Below are 16666 nucleotides of genomic sequence, written 5' to 3'. Positions count from 1 at the left end.
GGGTCCGGCGGCCGTTCCATGTTGAATTGCAGCGGGTTGAGCCAGGGCGCCATGGCTGACTAAGGTGGGGGATGACCCCAGACACGCTTGCCGCCGAAGCCACCGCCATCCTGTCCGATCTGATCGCGATCGACACCACCTCGCGCGAGTCGAACCTCGCGCTGATCGACTATGTCGAGGATCGGCTGGCACCGCTCGGCGTGACGGGGCGGCGGGTCGGCAACGCCGATGGCTCAAAGGCGAATTACTATGCCACGCTGGGGCCCGTCGTGGAGGGCGGGGTCGTGCTGTCGGGGCATAGCGATGTGGTGCCGGTCGATGGCCAGCCATGGACGAGTGACCCCTGGGTGCTGACGCAGCGGGGCGACCGCCTGTTCGGGCGGGGTACGTGCGACATGAAGGGATATCTGGCGCTGGCGCTCGCCACCGCACCGCTCGCCATGCGGCGCGATTTGCAACGCCCGGTGCATTTGGCCTTTTCCTATGATGAGGAGGTGGGGTGTCTGGGGGCACCGGCGATGATCGGGGAGATTGCGCGGACGCTGCCCCGACCGGCGGCGGTGGTGGTGGGGGAGCCGACGAACATGGAGGTGGTCGCCGGGCACAAGGGGATAGCGACGTGGGTGGTGACCGTCACCGGCCATGAGGCGCATTCGAGCCTGACTCACCTGGGGATCTCGGCGAACATGGTGGCGGTTCGCCTGATGCAGCGGCTGGCGGATCTGGCGGAGCAACTGGCAACCCAGGGCGATCCCGACGGGCCATTTTGTCCCCATCATGCCACCCTGACCATCGGACAAGTGCAGGGGGGAACGGCGGTCAACATCCTGGCGCGCGAATGTCGCTTCGCCTTCGATCTGCGCACGATACCGGGGCAGGATCCGGAAGCGATCCTGGCGCCCTTCCTGCGGGCCTGCGCGGAGGCAGACGCGTCGCTGCGCGCGCGCTTTCCGGGGGCCGGCGTGGAGGTGGTGCGCCGATCCCTGACCCCGAGCTTCGCGCCAGAGCAGAACGGCGCCGCCGAGACGCTGGCACGCCGGTTAGCAGGCGATAACGGACCGGTGCGGGCGGTACCCTATGCCGCGGAGGCGGGGCAGTTCCAGCAGGCGGGATTTTCAACGATCATCTGCGGCCCGGGCTCGATCGAGCAGGCGCATCAGCCGGACGAATATATCGAGATCGCTCAGATGCAGCGGGGCGCGGCGTTCATGCTGCGCCTGATCGACGCGCTGCGCGCCTGACACCGATAGCGCCGGGCGGCATGCAGGTGGCCCGGTGCACCATGCCCCCGCACCGCGAGCGCATGTTCACCGGACCGGGTACCGCTTACCAGGGGCGCATGTTCTCGCCGTGGATCAGCGCCAGAATGAACTTCAGCATTTTGCTTTCTCCTCATTGGCACCCCCAGAAGAGGTGCCCCTATCTATTAAGAGAAAATTAACCACCCGACAACGCAGTTAAGAACCCATTAACCATCTTTGTTGCGGGCGTTTAATGCGGAATTCGGGTGGGATCCTTAACCCAATCTTCAAGGCGCGACGCGTAGCGGTGGAGGCGTGAAGCGCAGCCCGTCCTCCCTGTCCCGGCTCGATCCGGCGTCGATCCCGCCCGAAGACGAGGGGGAAATCGGCTTTCCCCCTGTCGGAGCGGGCAAGCGATTCCAGTTCCTGATCCTGGTCGAGATCGTCAACTTCGCCATTTTGCGCCGCCATGTCGGACGCCAGCGGTGTGATGTCCTGATGGCCGATGTCGCCGAACGGGCGTTGCTGGCGATCGATGGCGCCCAGGTGCGTGTGCTGGGGCCGGCGCAAGTGGAGATCGTCGCGTTCGGCGCGGACCGCGACGTGCTGGCCGCCATGCTGGACGTGCTGACCGCGCTGTTCGATTCGCCCGTGGACATCGATGGCGAGCGATATGCACTGGATGTGGCACTGGGGGCCACCGCGGCCTCCATGCCGCACCATGACGATGTGCGGATGATCGAGGAGGCCGAGCAGGCGCTGGCCGATGCCCGGATCGAGCGTCGCCCGGTGGAGCGCGACCTGCCGGTGGAAACGGCACGAATCGATCGGATCGCCCTGGCGCGCGACCTGCACGTCGCCATCGGCCGCTCGGACGAATTGTTTCTGCAGTATCAGCCCAAGGTTCATGTCCGGCGCCAGCAGATCGCCAGCGTCGAGGCATTGATCCGGTGGCGGCATCCGACGCGCGGTCTGGTGCTGCCGGGCGACTTCATTCCCATCGCCGAAGATTCGCGCGATATCGTCGCGCTGACGCTGTGGACGCTGCGCCAGGTCATCACCGATCAGAAGACGATGGCGGCACGCGGCTATGACGTGCCCGTCTTCATCAATATCGCAGGCGTGTTGCTGAGCGACACGCGCTTCGTGGCCGAAGCCTGCACCCTGGTGCAGCATGGCGGCGCGAAGATCGGGTTCGAGATCACCGAAACCTCGGTGATCCGCGATCCGGAAAGCGCGATTGCCAATCTGAAGATCTTTGCCGAGATCGGTATCGATGTCGCCATCGACGATTACGGCGCGGGGCTGTCATCGCTGGCCTATCTAAAGCAGTTGCCGGCGTGCGAGTTGAAGATCGACAAGCTGTTCGTCACGCAACTGACCAGTTCCAACCGCGATCCCCTGATCGTGCGGTCGACCATCGATCTGGCGCACGCGCTGGAGATGGAGGTGGTCGCGGAAGGCGTGGAGACGCAGGCGGCACTTGCGCTGCTGACCGTGATGGGGTGCGACATGGTACAGGGGTTCCTGATCAGTCGCCCGATCGGATTGGATGCCTTGCTGCAATTCTTCGACGAGGGGCGGCATCTTGCGGCCACATCCGAAGCGCGTGTGCCATTTGCCCGCTTTTCCGGGGCGCAGCGTGGCTAAAGTCTGGGTGGCATTCCTAGCAACGCTGCTAAGTTTGTTTCCGGTTTCCTCATCCGCGCAATCTACCGGCAATCCTTCTTTTGACGCGAAGATTGCTGAAGCCAAAGCCGAAATGCTGCGAAACCCGGCAGCAGCGGTTGCAAAGGTCGAATCGGCGGAGATGATGATCCGCACCTTTCCTCGAACATCATCCAGAAAATTGGCGTACGCCACGGCTGGATGGTTGAAGGGTGAGGCTTATATGCGGCTTGGCCAATTGGATTTGGCAAAGCCGGCGATTGATGAAGCAGCTGAACTTGCATTGGCTCATGCGCAGCGGTCAAAGCTGCAAGCTGACATTATGCTAACGCAAGGAGGAATCGCGGCTGCTCAATTGCGCGTTGCCGAGGCGCTGGTATTTTACCAGCAGTCTCACAAAATATACCGCTTTCTAGGGGATGAGCGCGGCCAAGCGATGGCGCTGGTGATTATTGCAGCGCTGTATAGTGACGCAAAAGATTACGCTGGTGCCTTGAGATATCTCGATCAGGCGCGACAAGACTATCGAGTAGACGACTCTCTCTCGATGGTCATTCTTAATAATCGTGCGGTGACATTTGGCGAACTGGGCCGCTACAAAGATGCCGAGGTTCAGCTTCGTGGCGCGCTGGCCCTGGCCAGGATGCTGAAAAGCTCCGGTCTTCAGGCCCAAGTCTATCGTAATCTTGCGCGTTATCAATTGAGAAGCGCGAACATACCTGCGGCGACTCGATCCATTTCGCTCGCCGCGCGGGTGCTCCCCAATCCGGACGACACCGATCGGCGGTCGTTGCTCAGCGTGTCGGCGCAGGCGGCGTTGCAGCAGGGGGACGTGGCGCGGGCCGGGCAGCTGATCGGGGAGAGTTTCGCGGGCGTCGACCTGAGCAGGACCACGATCGTGCAGCGCGAGGCGCATCAGACGGCGTTCGAGACCTATCGCGCGCTGGGGGAGTCGGAGCGGGCGCTGGCGCATCTGGTGGCGCTGAAGCGGCTGGACGACGAGGCGACGAAGCTGGCGACGACGACGAGCACGGCGCTGATGGGCGCGCGGTTCGACTTCGCGAACCAGGAACTCCGCATCGCCACGCTGAAGGCCAACGACCTTCAGCGCAAGGTCCTGTTTGAGCGGGCACAGGCGCGGACGCAGCGATGGATCTTGATCGGCACGGTGGCGGCGACCGCGATCATCATCGCGCTGCTCGGCATCTGGCTGTTCACCCTGCAACGCAGCCGCAATGCGATCCGGGCGGCCAATGACGACCTGGCGGAGACGAACGCGGCGCTGGGCAAGGCGCTGGCCGCCAAGACCGAGTTCCTGGCGACCACCAGCCATGAAATCCGCACGCCCCTGAACGGCATATTGGGCATGACGGAGGTGATGCTGACCGACCGTGGCCTGTCGGCCGACCTGCGCGACCGGCTGGGGGTGGTGCATGGGGCGGGGATCACGATGCGCGCGCTGGTGGACGATATCCTGGACGTGGCGAAGATGGAGACGGGGCGGCTGACGATCGAGCAGGCGCCGTACGATCTGGAAGCGACGATCCGTGATGCCAGCCGCTTGTGGGAAGAACAGGCGGCGGCCAAGGGGTTGTCCTTCGCGCTGGCGCTGGGCGAATGTCCGCGCTGGGTGCAGGGCGATGCCGCGCGCGTCCGCCAGATCGTGTTCAACCTGTTGTCCAATGCGATGAAGTTCACCCAGGCGGGGTCGGTCGGCCTGTCCGGCTGGTGCGAAGGGGAGATGCTGCACATCCGGGTGCGCGATACCGGCATCGGCATCCCGCCCGACAAGCTGGAGGATATCTTTGAATCGTTCCGGCAGGCGGATGCAAGCACGACGCGGCGGTTCGGCGGCACCGGCCTGGGACTGGCCATCTGCCGCAATCTGGCGCGGGCGATGGGGGGCGATGTCGCGGTGGCGAGTCGGCTCGGCGAAGGCACCGATTTCACCCTGACCCTGCCGCTGGTGCGCGCCGCGGCGCCGGATGCGGTGGAAATTCCGGATGAGCGCGTGCTGCTGGTGGTCGATCGCAACCCCATCCAGCGGGCGATGTGGCGCAGCCTGTTTGCGGCGCACGGCGCGGTTGCCTTTGCCGCATCGGCGGAGGACGCGGCGACGCGGATGGCGCAGGGCCATGTCGCCGCCGTGCTGGTAGACGAGGCCAGCGTGCGCGACGAAGGCGCGGTGGAGGCGATCGCGGCCGCCGCGCGGGGCGGACCGCCCGTGGCCCTGTTGTGGCCGGCCCCCGATCCCCAGCAGATCGCTGCCTGGAAAGCCGCTGGCATAACGCAGGTGATAGCAAAGCCGGTGGCCGGCGCCGCGGTGGTCGCCGCGTTGTTCGGTCCGTCGCGTCACGGTGAGCAAGTGCTTGTCTCGCGAGCGGCTTAGCGACTACAGCCGGACCATGAACAGCCGCCACGACCCGCTGCCGGCAGGAGCCTGACGAGCGCCATGAACGTGCTCTTCATCGAGGATGACCGCATGAACCGGCGCGTGGTTCGCGACATGCTGGATGTAGCGGGCGCGAGCATGACCGAGGCGGAGGATGCCGAGCGCGGACTGGCATTGATCGATGCGCAGGATTTCCAGGTGGTGCTGATCGACCTGCGCATGCCCGGCATGGACGGGATCACCGCGATCCGCCACATCCGCGCACGCGGCGACGCGCGCGGGCAGGTGCCGATCATCGTCGTCACCGCCGACACCGCGATCGACCTGCGCGCGCGCTGCATTGATGCAGGCGCGGACGAGGTGATCTTCAAGCCGGTGGCGATGGATCAGTTGTTCGACGCGATGGGCCGTATCCTGGCGCGCGACGCCGGCGGGATGATCCTCTGACGCTTCAGCCGGGTGGCTTGAGCGCCTGGGCGAGTGAGGTGGTGGCGCTGCCGCGGCGGGCGGGCAGCGGTTGCGAGGGATCGGGCGCCCAGCCGGTCAGGAAGACGATCCCGAACCGCTCCACGGTGCGGCCATTGTCGCCGGCATCCGCGGCAAAGGCGGCGGCAGTGGCGGCGAGCGCGGTGCGGGTGATCGCGCGCCGGTCGGCTAGAACGTTGGACGCCGCCATGCCCCGCAGATCGTCCAGCAGGCGGCCGATGTCGCGGTAGCCGACATCGAGCGTCTCGAGATCGGCGACGGGCAACGCAAAGCCGGCGCGCATCAGCAGGTCGCCGGCGGATCGCACATCGACCTGGGGGTGGAGGCGGGCGACGGGACGCTCCGCCTCACCGGCGCGCAGGGCGGCGCGCAGGCGGGGCAGGCTGCCCGCGCCGGTGAAGGCGCCGAGGAACAGGCCGTCGGGGCGTAGCACGCGGCGGATGAGGGTGAGTGCGCCGGGCAGGTCGTCCAGCTGGTCGAGGACGCCGGCGCTGACCACCAGATCGAAGGAGGCGTCGGCAAAGGGCAGGCGATCCTCGTCCGCCTGCACGCCGCCGGCGGCGCGGGCAAAGGCGAAGCCGGGATCGACGCGAACGACGCGGGCGCCGGGCGGGGCCGCAAAGCCGGCATCGAAACAGCCGAGATCGAGAACCGCCTCGAACGACCGCTTTACCGAACCCAGGCGCTCGGCGATGCCGTCGAGCATGGCGGCGCGCAGGAAGTCGTATTCGGCGAAATGGGGTGCGGCGCGGTCGCGGCGGCGGCGGCGCGCTGCGCGGTCGAAGATGGCAGGAGCGTTCACGCGCCGGCTTGTGCGCCGATCCGGGCTCAACGACAAGCATCGGCATGGGGTGGTGGGGCAAGACGTGGCGGCGAACGGGTGCGCCGGTGGTAAGCTGGGCGCTGCCGCCGCGCTGCCCGGCATGCGGGGTGGTGGTGGAGGCGGATCACCGGCTGTGCACCGCCTGTTGGTCCGGCCTGCGGTTTCTGGGCGCGCCGGCCTGTGCGGGATGCGACCGGCCGTTTTCGCATGATCGGGGCGCGGGGGCGCGGTGCGCCTCATGCATCGCGCGGCCGCCGCGGCTGGCGGGGGTGCGCGCGGTGGTGGCCTATGGACCGGTGTCGCGGATGCTGCCGGTCAAGCTGAAGCATGGCGGGCGGATCGGGCTGGCCGAGACGATGGCGCGGTTGATGGTGGCGCGGATGCCGGCGGGGGCGGAGGTGCTGGTTCCGGTGCCGCTGCATCGCTGGCGGCTATGGTCGCGCGGGTTCAACCAGGCGGCGCTGTTGGGGCAGGCGCTGTCGCGGTCGACCGGGGTGGCGCACGAACCGGGTGCCCTGGTGCGGTGGCGGCGCACGCCCCTGCTGCGCGGACTGGGCGGCAAGGCACGCGCGCGGGTGACGCGCGGCGCCTTCCGCGTGGTGGAGCGCGCGGCGGTGGCCGGGCGGCGGGTGGTGCTGGTCGACGATGTTTATACGACCGGAGCGACCGCGGATGCGTGCGCCCGCGCGCTGCTGGCGGCGGGCGCGGCGTCGGTGACGCTGTTGTGCTGGGCACGTGTGCTGGCAGAGGATGATTGACAAGCCCGGCCGGCATCCACACCTGTTCGGGCATGGCAAAGGTCGAAATCTACACCAAGGCGTTCTGTCCCTATTGCACGCGCGCCAAGTCGCTGCTCGCCTCCAAGGGCGTCAGCCCCGAGGAGTTCGACATCACGATGGGCGGCCCCCGGCGCGCGGAGATGATCCAGCGCGCGAACGGGCGCACCACCGTGCCGCAGGTGTTCATCGACGGGCGGCATATCGGCGGCTCCGACGATCTGGCGGCACTGGACCGGCAGGGAGGACTGGACCCGCTGCTGGCGGCATGAGGATCGGTGTCCTCCAGATGACGAGCGGGATCGATCCCGCCGTCAACGCGCGCACCGTGGCCGAGGCGGTGGCGGCGAGCCGGGTCGAGGGCGCCGCGATGGTATTCACGCCCGAAATGTCGGGGGTGCTTGACCGTGACCGGGGGCGGGCCGCGGTGGCGATCGTGGCAGAGGACGAGGACCGGGTGCTGGCCGCGACGCGCGAGGCGGCGGCGAAGCACGGCGTCTGGGTGCATCTGGGATCGCTGGCGGTGCGGCGCGAGGATGGCCGCTATGCCAATCGCGGCTTCGTGATCGACGGCAGCGGTGCGGTGCGCGCGCGGTACGACAAGATGCATCTGTTCGACGTCGACCTGCCGACCGGGGAAAGCTGGCGCGAATCGGCGAGCTATGCCGGGGGCGAGGCGGCGGTCGCGGTCGACACGCCGGTCGGGCGGCTGGGCCTTGCCATCTGTTACGACCTGCGGTTTCCGGCGCTGTTCGCGGGACTGGCGGAAGCGGGGGCGACGGTGATGAGCGTGCCCGCCGCCTTTACCCGGCCGACCGGGGCGGCGCACTGGCATGTCCTGCTCCGGGCGCGGGCGATCGAGGCGGGGGTGCATGTCGTGGCGGCGGCGCAGGCCGGGCTGCACGAGGATGGCCGCGCGACCTATGGCCATTCGCTGCTGGTCGATCCCTGGGGCGAGGTGTTGCTCGATCTGGGCGAGGCGGCGGGACTGGGCTTTGCCGAGATCGACGCGGCGCGCACGGCCGAGGTGCGCGCACGCGTACCGGCCCTGTCGCATCGGCGTGCGATCCCGCCGGTGCAGGTCGTGCCGGCATGATCGTGTTCGACCTGCGCTGCGGCGGGGGCCATGTCTTCGAGGCTTGGTTCGGATCGTCGGCGGATTATGCCGCGCAGCGCGAGGCGGGGCAGGTGCGCTGCCCGTTGTGCGACGATGCGACGATCGAAAAGGCGGTGATGGCGCCGCAGATCGGCGCCAAGGGCAACCAGCGCCAGGAGCCGTCCCGGAACCCGCCATCGCCGGATACGGTGAAGGCGGCGCTGAAGATGCTGGCGGATGCACAGGCCAAGGCACTGGAATCCTCGACCTGGGTGGGTAGCGCCTTTGCCGAAAAGGCACGGGCGATCCATGCCGGCGAGGCCGCCGAGACGGTGATCCATGGACAGGCCAGCCTGGCGGAAGCCAGGGCGCTGGTCGACGAGGGTGTGCCGATCGCGCCGTTGCCCCTGCCGGTGGCGCCGCCCAAGCAGTTGAACTGATCCGGCGTCGGCGTGTGGGAGCCGCCGGGGCCACTGGACCCGTCGCGATGGCGGTTGTATCAGGACGCGGCGTGACTCCGTAGCTCAGTCGGATAGAGCATCAGATTCCTAATCTGGGGGCCACTGGTTCGAATCCAGTCGGGGTCACCACCTTCCTTTCCCATCCAGCCGGATGCTGCCGCGATGCGACCATTGGTGCCGTTGCCTGTCGTGATGCTGGTGGCGGCGATGATGCTTGGCGGTTGCGAGCGGGCACCGGCGGGGGATTACGATACCGCGCGCCTCGATGCCGCCGATCGGGCCGAGCGGGCGCGTCAGGAAAAGGCCGCACAGGCGATGGTCGCAGAAACGCAGGATGCCGTGCGGTGGAAGATGATGGCAGCGCGGATCGACGCGCTGGAACGCGAGGTGGCGGCGCTGCGGGATACGCGGCAGATGCTGGATGCGACGCTGGTCGCGGATCGGCTGGCGCGGGTTGAGGCGGGGGTGGTCGACAAGCCCGAGCCGGTGCCGGTGGCGGTAGCGACGCCTGCGCCGCGGCCGGCGGCGCGTGCGGTTCGGCCGCCGGTGGCGAAGGCGAGCCCGGCGCCGGCGAAGCGCGCTGCGCGCAAGCCGTTGGAGCTCGACCTGCGGTAACTGGTGTTTCGGGGCACCTGATCCGTTCGTGCCAAGTAGAGCTGACAGGGGCGTGCCGGGGCATCGCTGCGTGCGCCAACCTGTCTCTCGATACGCCGTCTCGATACGCAGCTGCGCTGCTACTCGACGGCTACTCGAGACGAACGGATGGGGGGCGCGGCGGAGGGGTGTGATGGGGCTGTGTCGTTGGGCGCGGCACTAGAGCAAGCTGCGTTAAATCCGATCCATCCCGTTCCGTTCGTGCTGAGCGAAGTCGAAGCACAGCCCCTGGCGCTTGGCCTTCGACTTCGCTCAGGCCGAACGGATGTTGCATCAGGTTTTGCGCATGATGCTCTAGGGTCGAATTCGATCGGACGTCGTCGCCTTCACCCTTCGCCGCCTGCGGCGTCTTTTTCCTCTCCCGCTGGGAGCATCGGGTGAACAGTGCCCCGCACTGTTCAGGTCATGCCGGGGGCATGACCGACCCGATGCTCGGGGAGCGGCGCAGCCGCGGAAGGGTGAGGGTGAGCGAAGGCGATCGAATTCCACTCTAACTGGCACGTGGTATGCCGGGCGGCTGGTGCGTTTGGGTGCGCCGCTATCGCCATCTCGTTGCCGACGGGGCAGTATCCGCCGAACTCTGCTGATCGGGGATGATGGTGATGCGTGGAATGGCGTTGATGGTGGCGGCGTTGCTGGCCGTGCCGGTGGCGGCGCAGGAGCCGCGACCCGAGGCGGCACCGGCGCGGATACCGCCCGTGCAGCCCGAGGGGTGGAGCATCACGATCGGCGCGGCACCGGTGTTGAGCCCGGCGTGGCTGGGATCACGGGACGTGTCGCTGTCGGTGTTTCCCGACCTGCGGATCAATTACCGGGACGTGCTGTTCGCCTCCGTACCCGACGGGATCGGGTGGAATGCGGTGAACGGCGGCGGGTGGCGTGCAGGGCCGCTGGTCAAGATCCGGTTCGGGCGTGACGAGCGCGACGGCGGGTCGCCCTTCCTGATCGCGGGCGGGAGCGACGCGCTGGTCGGCATGGGCAATGTGAAGGCGGCGGGCGAGGCGGGCGGCTTTGTCGAGAAGGCGTTCGGCCCGGCGCGGCAGTGGAGCCTGCGCGGCGAGGTGCGGCAGGGTTTTGGCGGGCATCAGGGGGTGGTGGCCGATATCGGCGGCAGCTACCGCGCGCGGCTGGGGCGCAGCATCGTGCGGTTCGGCCCGCGCGCGACGCTCGTCAGCGCGGATTTCATGCAGACCTATTTCGGGGTGGATGCGGGCCAGTCGCTGCGCACCGGGCTGGCGCGATACGATGCGGATGGCGGCGTGCTGTCCTACGGCGTCGGCGGGTCGATGGTGCATCCGCTGGACCGGCGCAGCGCGATCACCGTGTTCGGCAGCCTGGAACGGCTGGGCGAGGCCGCGGGCGACTCGCCGCTGGTCCGCGAACGGGGGCGCCGGGCGCAGTTCACGCTGGGCGTGGGATACGGCTTCCGGTTCGGTCTATAGGGGGCGGGGGGCGACGCCTGCGGCCTGCGCGGCGGGGCCCCCCGGCCGGTCTTACTTCTTCAGATGGGCGGAGATGAACTTGTTCATCTCGAACATCGTCGCCTTGTCCTTGCCGAACACCTTCTTGAGGTTGTCATCGGCGAGGATCTCGCGCTTGTTCTCAGGATTCTGCAGGTTGTTGGACTTGATATAGTCCCAGACCTTGCTGATCACCTGGCTGCGCGGCAGCTTGTCGTTGCCGACAATGGCGCCCAGTTCCTCGGACGGCTGGACCGGGGCGTGGATGCCCGTGCCCTCGTTGGTCTGCTTCGTCGCGGCCTTCTTGGCGCCGGCTTCCTGCTTGGCAGTGGCCATCTCTGTCCTTCCTATTCTCTAGCGGTCCCCCTTGTGCGGGGGGCGTGTGAATCACGCCTTATGGAGCGCCCCCGCCTTGTGCGCCGCCTTTCCGCCATTGTCACTCTCTACAATGTATTGCGGCTCGTCCTTGGACGCGCGGACCTGATGGCCCTTGATCTTGGTATCGTTGGTGACCTTCTTCTCGACGGTGCCATGTGCGGTGCCGCCATGGCTTTTCCAGGTCACTTCGTCGCCCTTCTTGAAATCGGTCATCGATCGTCTCCTGTAGCCACGCGTCAATGGCGGGAAGCCCCGGTTGGTTGCATGCCCCCCCCAAGCGGCGTTAGGGCACGCCCGAGGAGATCGCCGATGAAGACCCGTGCCGCCGTTGCATTCGAGGCCAAGAAGCCGCTGGAGATCGTGGAACTGGACCTGGAGGGCCCGCGCGCGGGCGAGGTTCTGGTCGAGATCATGGCGACGGGCATCTGCCACACCGATGCCTATACGCTGGACGGGCTGGACAGCGAGGGGTTGTTCCCGAGCGTGCTGGGCCATGAAGGCGCCGGCATCGTGCGCGAGGTGGGCGCGGGCGTGACGAGCGTGGCGCCGGGCGACCATGTCATCCCGCTCTACACGCCCGAATGTCGCCAGTGTAAGTCGTGCCTCTCGGGCAAGACCAACCTGTGCACTGCGATCCGCGCCACGCAAGGCAAGGGCCTGATGCCCGACGGCACCACCCGCTTCAGCTACAAGGGCCAGCCGATCTTTCATTACATGGGCTGTTCGACCTTTTCGAACTTCACCGTGCTGCCCGAGATCGCGGTGGCCAAGATCCGGGAGGACGCGCCGTTCCAGACGAGCTGCTACATCGGATGCGGCGTGACAACGGGCGTGGGTGCGGTCACCAACACCGCCAAGGTGCAGGTGGGTGACAATGTCGTGGTCTTCGGGCTGGGCGGCATCGGCCTGAACGTCATCCAGGGCGCGCGGATGGTGGGGGCGAACCGCATCATCGGCGTCGACCTGAACCCGGAACGCGAAAGCTGGGGCCGCCAGTTCGGCATGACCGACTTCATCGATGCGCGGGGGCTGAGCCGTGAGGAGATGGTCGCCGCCGTCGCCGCGCTGACCGATGGCGGGGCGGACTATACGTTCGACTGCACCGGCAATACCGAGGTGATGCGCACCGCACTGGAATGCTGCCACCGCGGCTGGGGCACGTCGATCGTGATCGGCGTGGCCGAGGCGGGCAAGGAAATCTCCACGCGTCCCTTCCAGCTGGTCACCGGGCGCAACTGGCGCGGCACCGCGTTCGGCGGGGCCAAGGGGCGCACCGACGTGCCCAAGATCGTCGACTGGTACATGAACGGCAAGATCGCGATCGACCCGATGATCACCCATGTGCTGAGCCTGGAGGAGATCAACAAGGGCTTCGACCTGATGCATGCGGGCGAGTCGATCCGCTCGGTGGTGGTCTACTGATGTTCAGCCATGTGATCCTTGGCGCAGACGATATCGCCGAGGCCAAACGCTTCTACGACGCGGTGCTGGGCGTGCTCGGCGTGCCCGAGGGCGTGGTCGATGAATGGGGCAGGGTGTTCTATGCCCATGCCGGCGGACGCTTCGGCATCACCCGGCCGATCAACGGCGAGCCCGCCAGCTTCGGCAATGGCAGTACGCTGGGCTTCCTCGCCGCGTCGCCCGAGCAGGCCGATGCGTGGCAGGCCGCCGGCGTGGCGCATGGCGGCACCGCGATCGAGGATCCGCCGGGCGTGCGCCATGCGACGGGCGGGCGCCTGCTGTACCTCGCCTATCTGCGCGATCCATGGGGCAACAAGCTCTGCGCGCTGCACCGCATCGGATGAGCGGGGAGGCGCCCTTCGTCCTGACGCTGCAATGCCAGGACCGGACCGGCATCGTCGCGGCGGTGGCGGGCGCGCTGGCGGGGATCGACGGCTTCATCCTGGACAGCCAGCAATATGCCGATCTGGAGACGGGGCGCTTCTTCATGCGCGTCGTCTTCGGGCGCGGCGGCGAGCGCTTTCCGGCGGCGCGGGAGCCGGTGGCGGCGGCGCTGGCCCCGGTCGCCGAACGCTTCGGCTTCGACTGGGAGGTGGCGAGCCCGGGGGATCGGCCGCGCGTGCTGGTCGCGGTATCGAAGGGCTCGCACTGCCTGAACGACCTGCTGCACCGCTGGCGGACGAACACGCTGCCGGTGGAGATCGTCGGGGTGCTGTCCAACCATGATGCGCTGCGCCCGCTGGTGGAATGGCATGGGCTGCCCTGGCATCACCTGCCCGTCGGCGCCGACAATCGCGATGCGCAGGAGGGTGCGATCATCGACCTGATGGCGGCATCGGGCGCGGATTACCTGGTGCTGGCGCGCTACATGCAGGTGCTGGGCCCGCGGCTGGTGGCGGCGCTGGAGGGGCGGTGCATCAACATCCATCACAGCTTCCTGCCCGGCTTCAAGGGGGCACAGCCCTATCACCGGGCGCATGCGCGCGGGGTGAAGCTGATCGGCGCGACCGCGCATTTCGTCACCGCCGACCTGGACGAGGGGCCGATCATCGAACAGGCGGTGGAGCGGGTGGATCACCGCGCCAGCATCGACGATCTGATCCGCATCGGCCGCGACATCGAGGCGCAGGTGCTGGCGCGCGCGGTCGCCTGGGTGGGCGAGCGGCGGGTCTTTCTCAACGGCAACCGGACGGTGATATTCCGATGACGATGGAAACGGTTTCGACCAACACGGCGTTCGGCGGGACGCAGGGCGTGTACCGGCATGACAGCCATGCGACGGGCAGGCCGATGACCTTTTCGGTCTATGTGCCGCCGCACGATCCGGGCGAGCGGCTGCCGGTGCTGTGGTATCTGTCGGGGCTGACCTGCACCCACGCCAACGTCACCGACAAGGGCGAGTATCGCGCGCCCTGCGCCGAGCACAAGGTGATCTTCGTGGCGCCGGACACGAGCCCGCACGGGCAAGGCGTCGCGGACGACGAGGCCTATGACATGGGGCAGGGCGCCGGCTTCTATGTCGATGCGACGCAGGAGCCTTGGGCGCCGCATTTCCGCATGCGGTCCTATATCGAGGACGAACTGCCCGCGCTGATCGCGGCGGAGTTCCCGGTGGCCGATCTGGCACGACAGGCGATCACCGGTCATTCGATGGGCGGCCACGGCGCGCTGACGCTGGCCTTGCGCAACCCCGATCGCTTCCGCGCGGTCAGCGCGTTCGCACCGATCGTCGCGCCGTCGCAGGTGCCTTGGGGGCAAAAGGCGCTGGGCGGCTATCTGGGCAGCGACCGGGGTAGCTGGCGCGGGCATGATGCGGTGGCGCTGATCGAGGATGGCGCGCGACTGCCCGAGATCTTGGTCGATCAGGGCGACGCGGACCGGTTTCTCGACGAGCAGCTCCAGCCCGAGCGGCTGCGCGCGGCCTGCGCGGCGGCGGGGATCGACCTGACGCTCAGGATGCAGCCCGGCTACGACCACAGCTATTATTTCATCTCGACCTTCATGGCCGATCATGTCGCCTGGGCGGCGGCACGGCTTCACGCAAAGGACCCTGCATGACCGTCGTTCCCGGCGAGCCGGAGGATGGCGACCTCGTCGCCGCCGACGGCAAGATCGCCGTTCCCTCGCACGTCACCGACGCGATCCGCACGCTGATCGAATGGGCCGGTGACGATCCGACGCGCGAGGGGCTGGTCGATACGCCCAAGCGGGTGGCGCGGGCCTGGCGTGAATATTGCGCCGGCTATGCCGATGATCCCGCCATCCATCTGGCGCGCGTGTTCGAGGAGGTGGGCGGTTACGACGAGATCGTGCTGCTGAAGGACATTCCGTTCCAGTCGCATTGCGAGCATCACATGGCGCCGATCATCGGCGTCGCGCACATCGCCTATCTGCCGCGCAACCATGTCGTGGGCATCTCCAAGCTGGCCCGGGTGCTGCATGGCTTTGCCCGGCGCCTGCAGGTGCAGGAGCGGCTGACCGCCGAGGTGGCGGACTGTATCTGGGACAACCTCAAGCCGCTTGGCGTCGCGGTTGTCATCGAGGCGACGCATGCGTGCATGACCGCGCGCGGGGTGCGCACGCCGGGCGTCGCGATGGTGACCAGCCGGATGATGGGCGTGTTCCGCGACGACGATCGCAGCCGCAAGGAGGTGCTGGCGCTGATGGGGCGGCCTGCATGATCCGCACCGTGCTGGTGACCGGCGCGGCAAAGCGACTGGGCGCGGCGATCGCCCGGCGGCTGGCGGCGGACGGGCACCGGCTGGTGCTGCATTACAAGGACTCGGGTGAGGCGGCGCAGGCGCTGGCGAGAGACCTGGACGCGATATGCGTCCAAGGTGACCTGAGCGATCTCGATGCGATCGACGCTCTGTTCCTGCGTGCACGGGTCGCGGCGGGACGGCCGATCGACGGACTGGTGAACAGCGCCTCCGCCTTCACATTCGACCGGCCGCCGGTGATCGATCCCGCATTGATGACGCGCCTAACTGCGATCGGCGTCGGTGCGCCCGCGATGCTGGCGTCGGCGCTGGCGCGGCAGGACGATGTCACGGACGGCGCCGTGGTCAATCTACTCGACCAGAAGGTCGCCAACCTCAACCCGGATTTCTTCTCCTATAGCTGCGGCAAGATCGCCCTGGCCGGCGCCACCGTCATGCTGGCACAGGCTCTCGGGCCGCGGATCGCGGTGAACGCCGTGTCTCCGGGCCTGACGCTGCCGAGCGGCGACCAGAGTGCGGAGGAGTTTGCCGCAGCGGCGTCAAAAAATCTGCTGCGCCGCCCCGTCGGCGCGGAGGCGGTGGCCGGCGCGGTCGCCTTCCTGCTGACGGCGAGGGCGGTGCGGGGGCAGAACCTGTTCGTCGACTGCGGCCAGCGCTTCCTGACGCGCGACAGCGATGTGATGTTCGAGGGGCGGGCATGACCGGCACCTACACGATCATCGTCGAGGGGCTGACCGTCGACATGCGGCTGGGCATCCATCCGCATGAGGCGACGCCGCAACCGGTGCGAATCTCGGTATGGATGGACCTGGCGTACCCACAGCCGCTCCCGCACGACCGGATCGAGGATGTGCTGGATTATGATTTCGTCCGTGACGGCGTGAAGGCGCTGGCGGACGGCCCCGGCTTCGCCTTGCAGGAGACGTTGTGCGACGCGGTTGCTGCGCTGTGCCTGCGCGACACCCGCGTCGTGCGGGTGCGGGTACGATCGATGAAGACCGACATCTATCCCGATGCGCAGGTGGGCTGTGAGGTGGTCAGGAGCCGCAC

At 67.7% G+C, this 16666-nt stretch carries 20 protein-coding genes and 1 tRNA gene; 18 read left to right on the top strand and 3 right to left on the bottom strand.

All coding sequences use genetic code 11. From position 1 onward, the window contains the following. Window positions 1-71 precede the first annotated feature (71 nt). From argE to OXR08_RS14615, 4 genes are all read left to right on the top strand, one after another. Complete coding sequence (gene argE, locus OXR08_RS14630; RefSeq protein WP_267350994.1) at window positions 72-1241, top strand: acetylornithine deacetylase; 1170 nt, start codon at window positions 72-74, stop codon at window positions 1239-1241. A gap of 315 nt (window positions 1242-1556) precedes the next feature. Next, window positions 1557-2891, top strand: coding sequence for an EAL domain-containing protein (locus OXR08_RS14625; protein ID WP_267350992.1), 1335 nt, complete (start codon window positions 1557-1559; stop codon window positions 2889-2891). Window positions 2892-3456: 565 nt separating this feature from the next. Then, the gene (locus tag OXR08_RS14620; RefSeq protein WP_267350990.1) at window positions 3457-5298 is read left to right on the top strand and encodes an ATP-binding protein; all 1842 of its coding nucleotides are present in this window, start codon (window positions 3457-3459) and stop codon (window positions 5296-5298) included. Between the two features lie 63 nt (window positions 5299-5361). Then, the gene (locus OXR08_RS14615; RefSeq protein WP_112382220.1) at window positions 5362-5748 is read left to right on the top strand and encodes a response regulator; all 387 of its coding nucleotides are present in this window, start codon (window positions 5362-5364) and stop codon (window positions 5746-5748) included. Between the two features lie 4 nt (window positions 5749-5752). Here the strand turns inward: OXR08_RS14615 and OXR08_RS14610 are convergent, their stop codons facing one another. Further along, window positions 5753-6589 (bottom strand): class I SAM-dependent methyltransferase, encoded by an 837-nt coding sequence (locus tag OXR08_RS14610; RefSeq protein ID WP_240313448.1) that lies wholly within the window; start codon window positions 6587-6589, stop codon window positions 5753-5755. A 44-nt stretch (window positions 6590-6633) separates the two neighbouring features. Between OXR08_RS14610 and OXR08_RS14605 the strand changes: the two genes are divergently transcribed. From OXR08_RS14605 to OXR08_RS14575, 7 genes are all read left to right on the top strand, one after another. Beyond that, entirely contained in the window at window positions 6634-7368 is a 735-nt protein-coding gene (locus OXR08_RS14605) for a ComF family protein (RefSeq protein ID WP_267350987.1), read from the top strand. Between the two features lie 32 nt (window positions 7369-7400). Next, window positions 7401-7658: a glutaredoxin 3 gene (gene grxC, locus OXR08_RS14600; protein WP_112382222.1), complete on the top strand. Its 258-nt coding sequence runs from the start codon at window positions 7401-7403 to the stop codon at window positions 7656-7658. Beyond that, window positions 7655-8482 (top strand): carbon-nitrogen hydrolase family protein, encoded by an 828-nt coding sequence (locus OXR08_RS14595; protein WP_267350985.1) that lies wholly within the window; start codon window positions 7655-7657, stop codon window positions 8480-8482. The genes grxC and OXR08_RS14595 overlap by 4 nt, the downstream gene beginning before the upstream one ends. Next, window positions 8479-8922 (top strand): DUF1178 family protein, encoded by a 444-nt coding sequence (locus OXR08_RS14590; protein ID WP_267350983.1) that lies wholly within the window; start codon window positions 8479-8481, stop codon window positions 8920-8922. The genes OXR08_RS14595 and OXR08_RS14590 overlap by 4 nt, the downstream gene beginning before the upstream one ends. 73 nt (window positions 8923-8995) lie before the next feature. Then, a tRNA-Arg gene (locus OXR08_RS14585) sits at window positions 8996-9072 on the top strand. A gap of 45 nt (window positions 9073-9117) precedes the next feature. Further along, window positions 9118-9558: a hypothetical protein gene (locus OXR08_RS14580; RefSeq protein ID WP_267350981.1), complete on the top strand. Its 441-nt coding sequence runs from the start codon at window positions 9118-9120 to the stop codon at window positions 9556-9558. A 632-nt stretch (window positions 9559-10190) separates the two neighbouring features. Beyond that, window positions 10191-11039, top strand: a complete 849-nt coding sequence (locus tag OXR08_RS14575) for a MipA/OmpV family protein (RefSeq protein WP_267350979.1) — start codon at window positions 10191-10193, stop codon at window positions 11037-11039. 51 nt (window positions 11040-11090) lie between these two features. On the opposite strand, the gene OXR08_RS14570 is transcribed toward OXR08_RS14575, so the two are convergent. After that, window positions 11091-11393 carry an SWIB/MDM2 domain-containing protein gene (locus OXR08_RS14570; protein ID WP_174236620.1) on the bottom strand — a complete coding sequence of 101 codons (303 nt, stop codon included), beginning with the start codon at window positions 11391-11393 and terminating at the stop codon, window positions 11091-11093. Window positions 11394-11444: 51 nt separating this feature from the next. Continuing rightward, entirely contained in the window at window positions 11445-11648 is a 204-nt protein-coding gene (locus OXR08_RS14565) for a DUF2945 domain-containing protein (RefSeq protein ID WP_112382227.1), read from the bottom strand. Window positions 11649-11744: 96 nt separating this feature from the next. Between OXR08_RS14565 and OXR08_RS14560 the strand changes: the two genes are divergently transcribed. The 7 genes from OXR08_RS14560 to OXR08_RS14530 form a co-directional block, all read left to right on the top strand. After that, complete coding sequence (locus OXR08_RS14560) at window positions 11745-12857, top strand: S-(hydroxymethyl)glutathione dehydrogenase/class III alcohol dehydrogenase (RefSeq protein WP_112382228.1); 1113 nt, start codon at window positions 11745-11747, stop codon at window positions 12855-12857. Further along, window positions 12857-13240 carry a VOC family protein gene (locus OXR08_RS14555; protein WP_149682030.1) on the top strand — a complete coding sequence of 128 codons (384 nt, stop codon included), beginning with the start codon at window positions 12857-12859 and terminating at the stop codon, window positions 13238-13240. The genes OXR08_RS14560 and OXR08_RS14555 overlap by 1 nt, the downstream gene beginning before the upstream one ends. Next, window positions 13237-14103 (top strand): formyltetrahydrofolate deformylase, encoded by an 867-nt coding sequence (purU, locus tag OXR08_RS14550; RefSeq protein WP_267350974.1) that lies wholly within the window; start codon window positions 13237-13239, stop codon window positions 14101-14103. The genes OXR08_RS14555 and purU overlap by 4 nt, the downstream gene beginning before the upstream one ends. Further along, the gene (gene fghA, locus OXR08_RS14545) at window positions 14100-14954 is read left to right on the top strand and encodes an S-formylglutathione hydrolase (protein ID WP_276589526.1); all 855 of its coding nucleotides are present in this window, start codon (window positions 14100-14102) and stop codon (window positions 14952-14954) included. The genes purU and fghA overlap by 4 nt, the downstream gene beginning before the upstream one ends. After that, entirely contained in the window at window positions 14951-15577 is a 627-nt protein-coding gene (gene folE / locus OXR08_RS14540) for a GTP cyclohydrolase I FolE (RefSeq protein WP_112382232.1), read from the top strand. The genes fghA and folE overlap by 4 nt, the downstream gene beginning before the upstream one ends. Next, window positions 15574-16317, top strand: a complete 744-nt coding sequence (locus OXR08_RS14535) for an SDR family oxidoreductase (protein ID WP_267350972.1) — start codon at window positions 15574-15576, stop codon at window positions 16315-16317. The genes folE and OXR08_RS14535 overlap by 4 nt, the downstream gene beginning before the upstream one ends. Continuing rightward, window positions 16314-16666 (top strand): dihydroneopterin aldolase (locus OXR08_RS14530; protein ID WP_267350970.1); only part of this gene is annotated, 353 nt, incomplete at its 3' end. The genes OXR08_RS14535 and OXR08_RS14530, both read left to right, overlap by 4 nt.

The organism is Sphingomonas sp. GM_Shp_2 (assembly GCF_026540875.1).
In the GTDB taxonomy this organism is placed as follows: domain Bacteria; phylum Pseudomonadota; class Alphaproteobacteria; order Sphingomonadales; family Sphingomonadaceae; genus Sphingomonas; species Sphingomonas carotinifaciens.
This window is presented reverse-complemented; position numbering and strand designations above follow the sequence as displayed.

Coding starts and splice junctions, on each gene's coding strand:
- OXR08_RS14555 (WP_149682030.1), top strand. CDS start 12,857: ATGTTCAGCCATGTGATCCTTGGCGCAGACGATATCGCCGAGGCCAAA.
- grxC (WP_112382222.1), top strand. CDS start 7,401: ATGGCAAAGGTCGAAATCTACACCAAGGCGTTCTGTCCCTATTGCACG.
- OXR08_RS14620 (WP_267350990.1), top strand. CDS start 3,457: ATGGTCATTCTTAATAATCGTGCGGTGACATTTGGCGAACTGGGCCGC.
- OXR08_RS14565 (WP_112382227.1), bottom strand. CDS start 11,648: ATGACCGATTTCAAGAAGGGCGACGAAGTGACCTGGAAAAGCCATGGC.
- purU (WP_267350974.1), top strand. CDS start 13,237: ATGAGCGGGGAGGCGCCCTTCGTCCTGACGCTGCAATGCCAGGACCGG.
- OXR08_RS14615 (WP_112382220.1), top strand. CDS start 5,362: ATGAACGTGCTCTTCATCGAGGATGACCGCATGAACCGGCGCGTGGTT.
- OXR08_RS14590 (WP_267350983.1), top strand. CDS start 8,479: ATGATCGTGTTCGACCTGCGCTGCGGCGGGGGCCATGTCTTCGAGGCT.
- OXR08_RS14535 (WP_267350972.1), top strand. CDS start 15,574: ATGATCCGCACCGTGCTGGTGACCGGCGCGGCAAAGCGACTGGGCGCG.
- fghA (WP_276589526.1), top strand. CDS start 14,100: ATGACGATGGAAACGGTTTCGACCAACACGGCGTTCGGCGGGACGCAG.
- OXR08_RS14570 (WP_174236620.1), bottom strand. CDS start 11,393: ATGGCCACTGCCAAGCAGGAAGCCGGCGCCAAGAAGGCCGCGACGAAG.
- OXR08_RS14575 (WP_267350979.1), top strand. CDS start 10,191: ATGATGGTGATGCGTGGAATGGCGTTGATGGTGGCGGCGTTGCTGGCC.
- OXR08_RS14595 (WP_267350985.1), top strand. CDS start 7,655: ATGAGGATCGGTGTCCTCCAGATGACGAGCGGGATCGATCCCGCCGTC.
- argE (WP_267350994.1), top strand. CDS start 72: ATGACCCCAGACACGCTTGCCGCCGAAGCCACCGCCATCCTGTCCGAT.
- OXR08_RS14605 (WP_267350987.1), top strand. CDS start 6,634: ATGGGGTGGTGGGGCAAGACGTGGCGGCGAACGGGTGCGCCGGTGGTA.
- OXR08_RS14560 (WP_112382228.1), top strand. CDS start 11,745: ATGAAGACCCGTGCCGCCGTTGCATTCGAGGCCAAGAAGCCGCTGGAG.
- folE (WP_112382232.1), top strand. CDS start 14,951: ATGACCGTCGTTCCCGGCGAGCCGGAGGATGGCGACCTCGTCGCCGCC.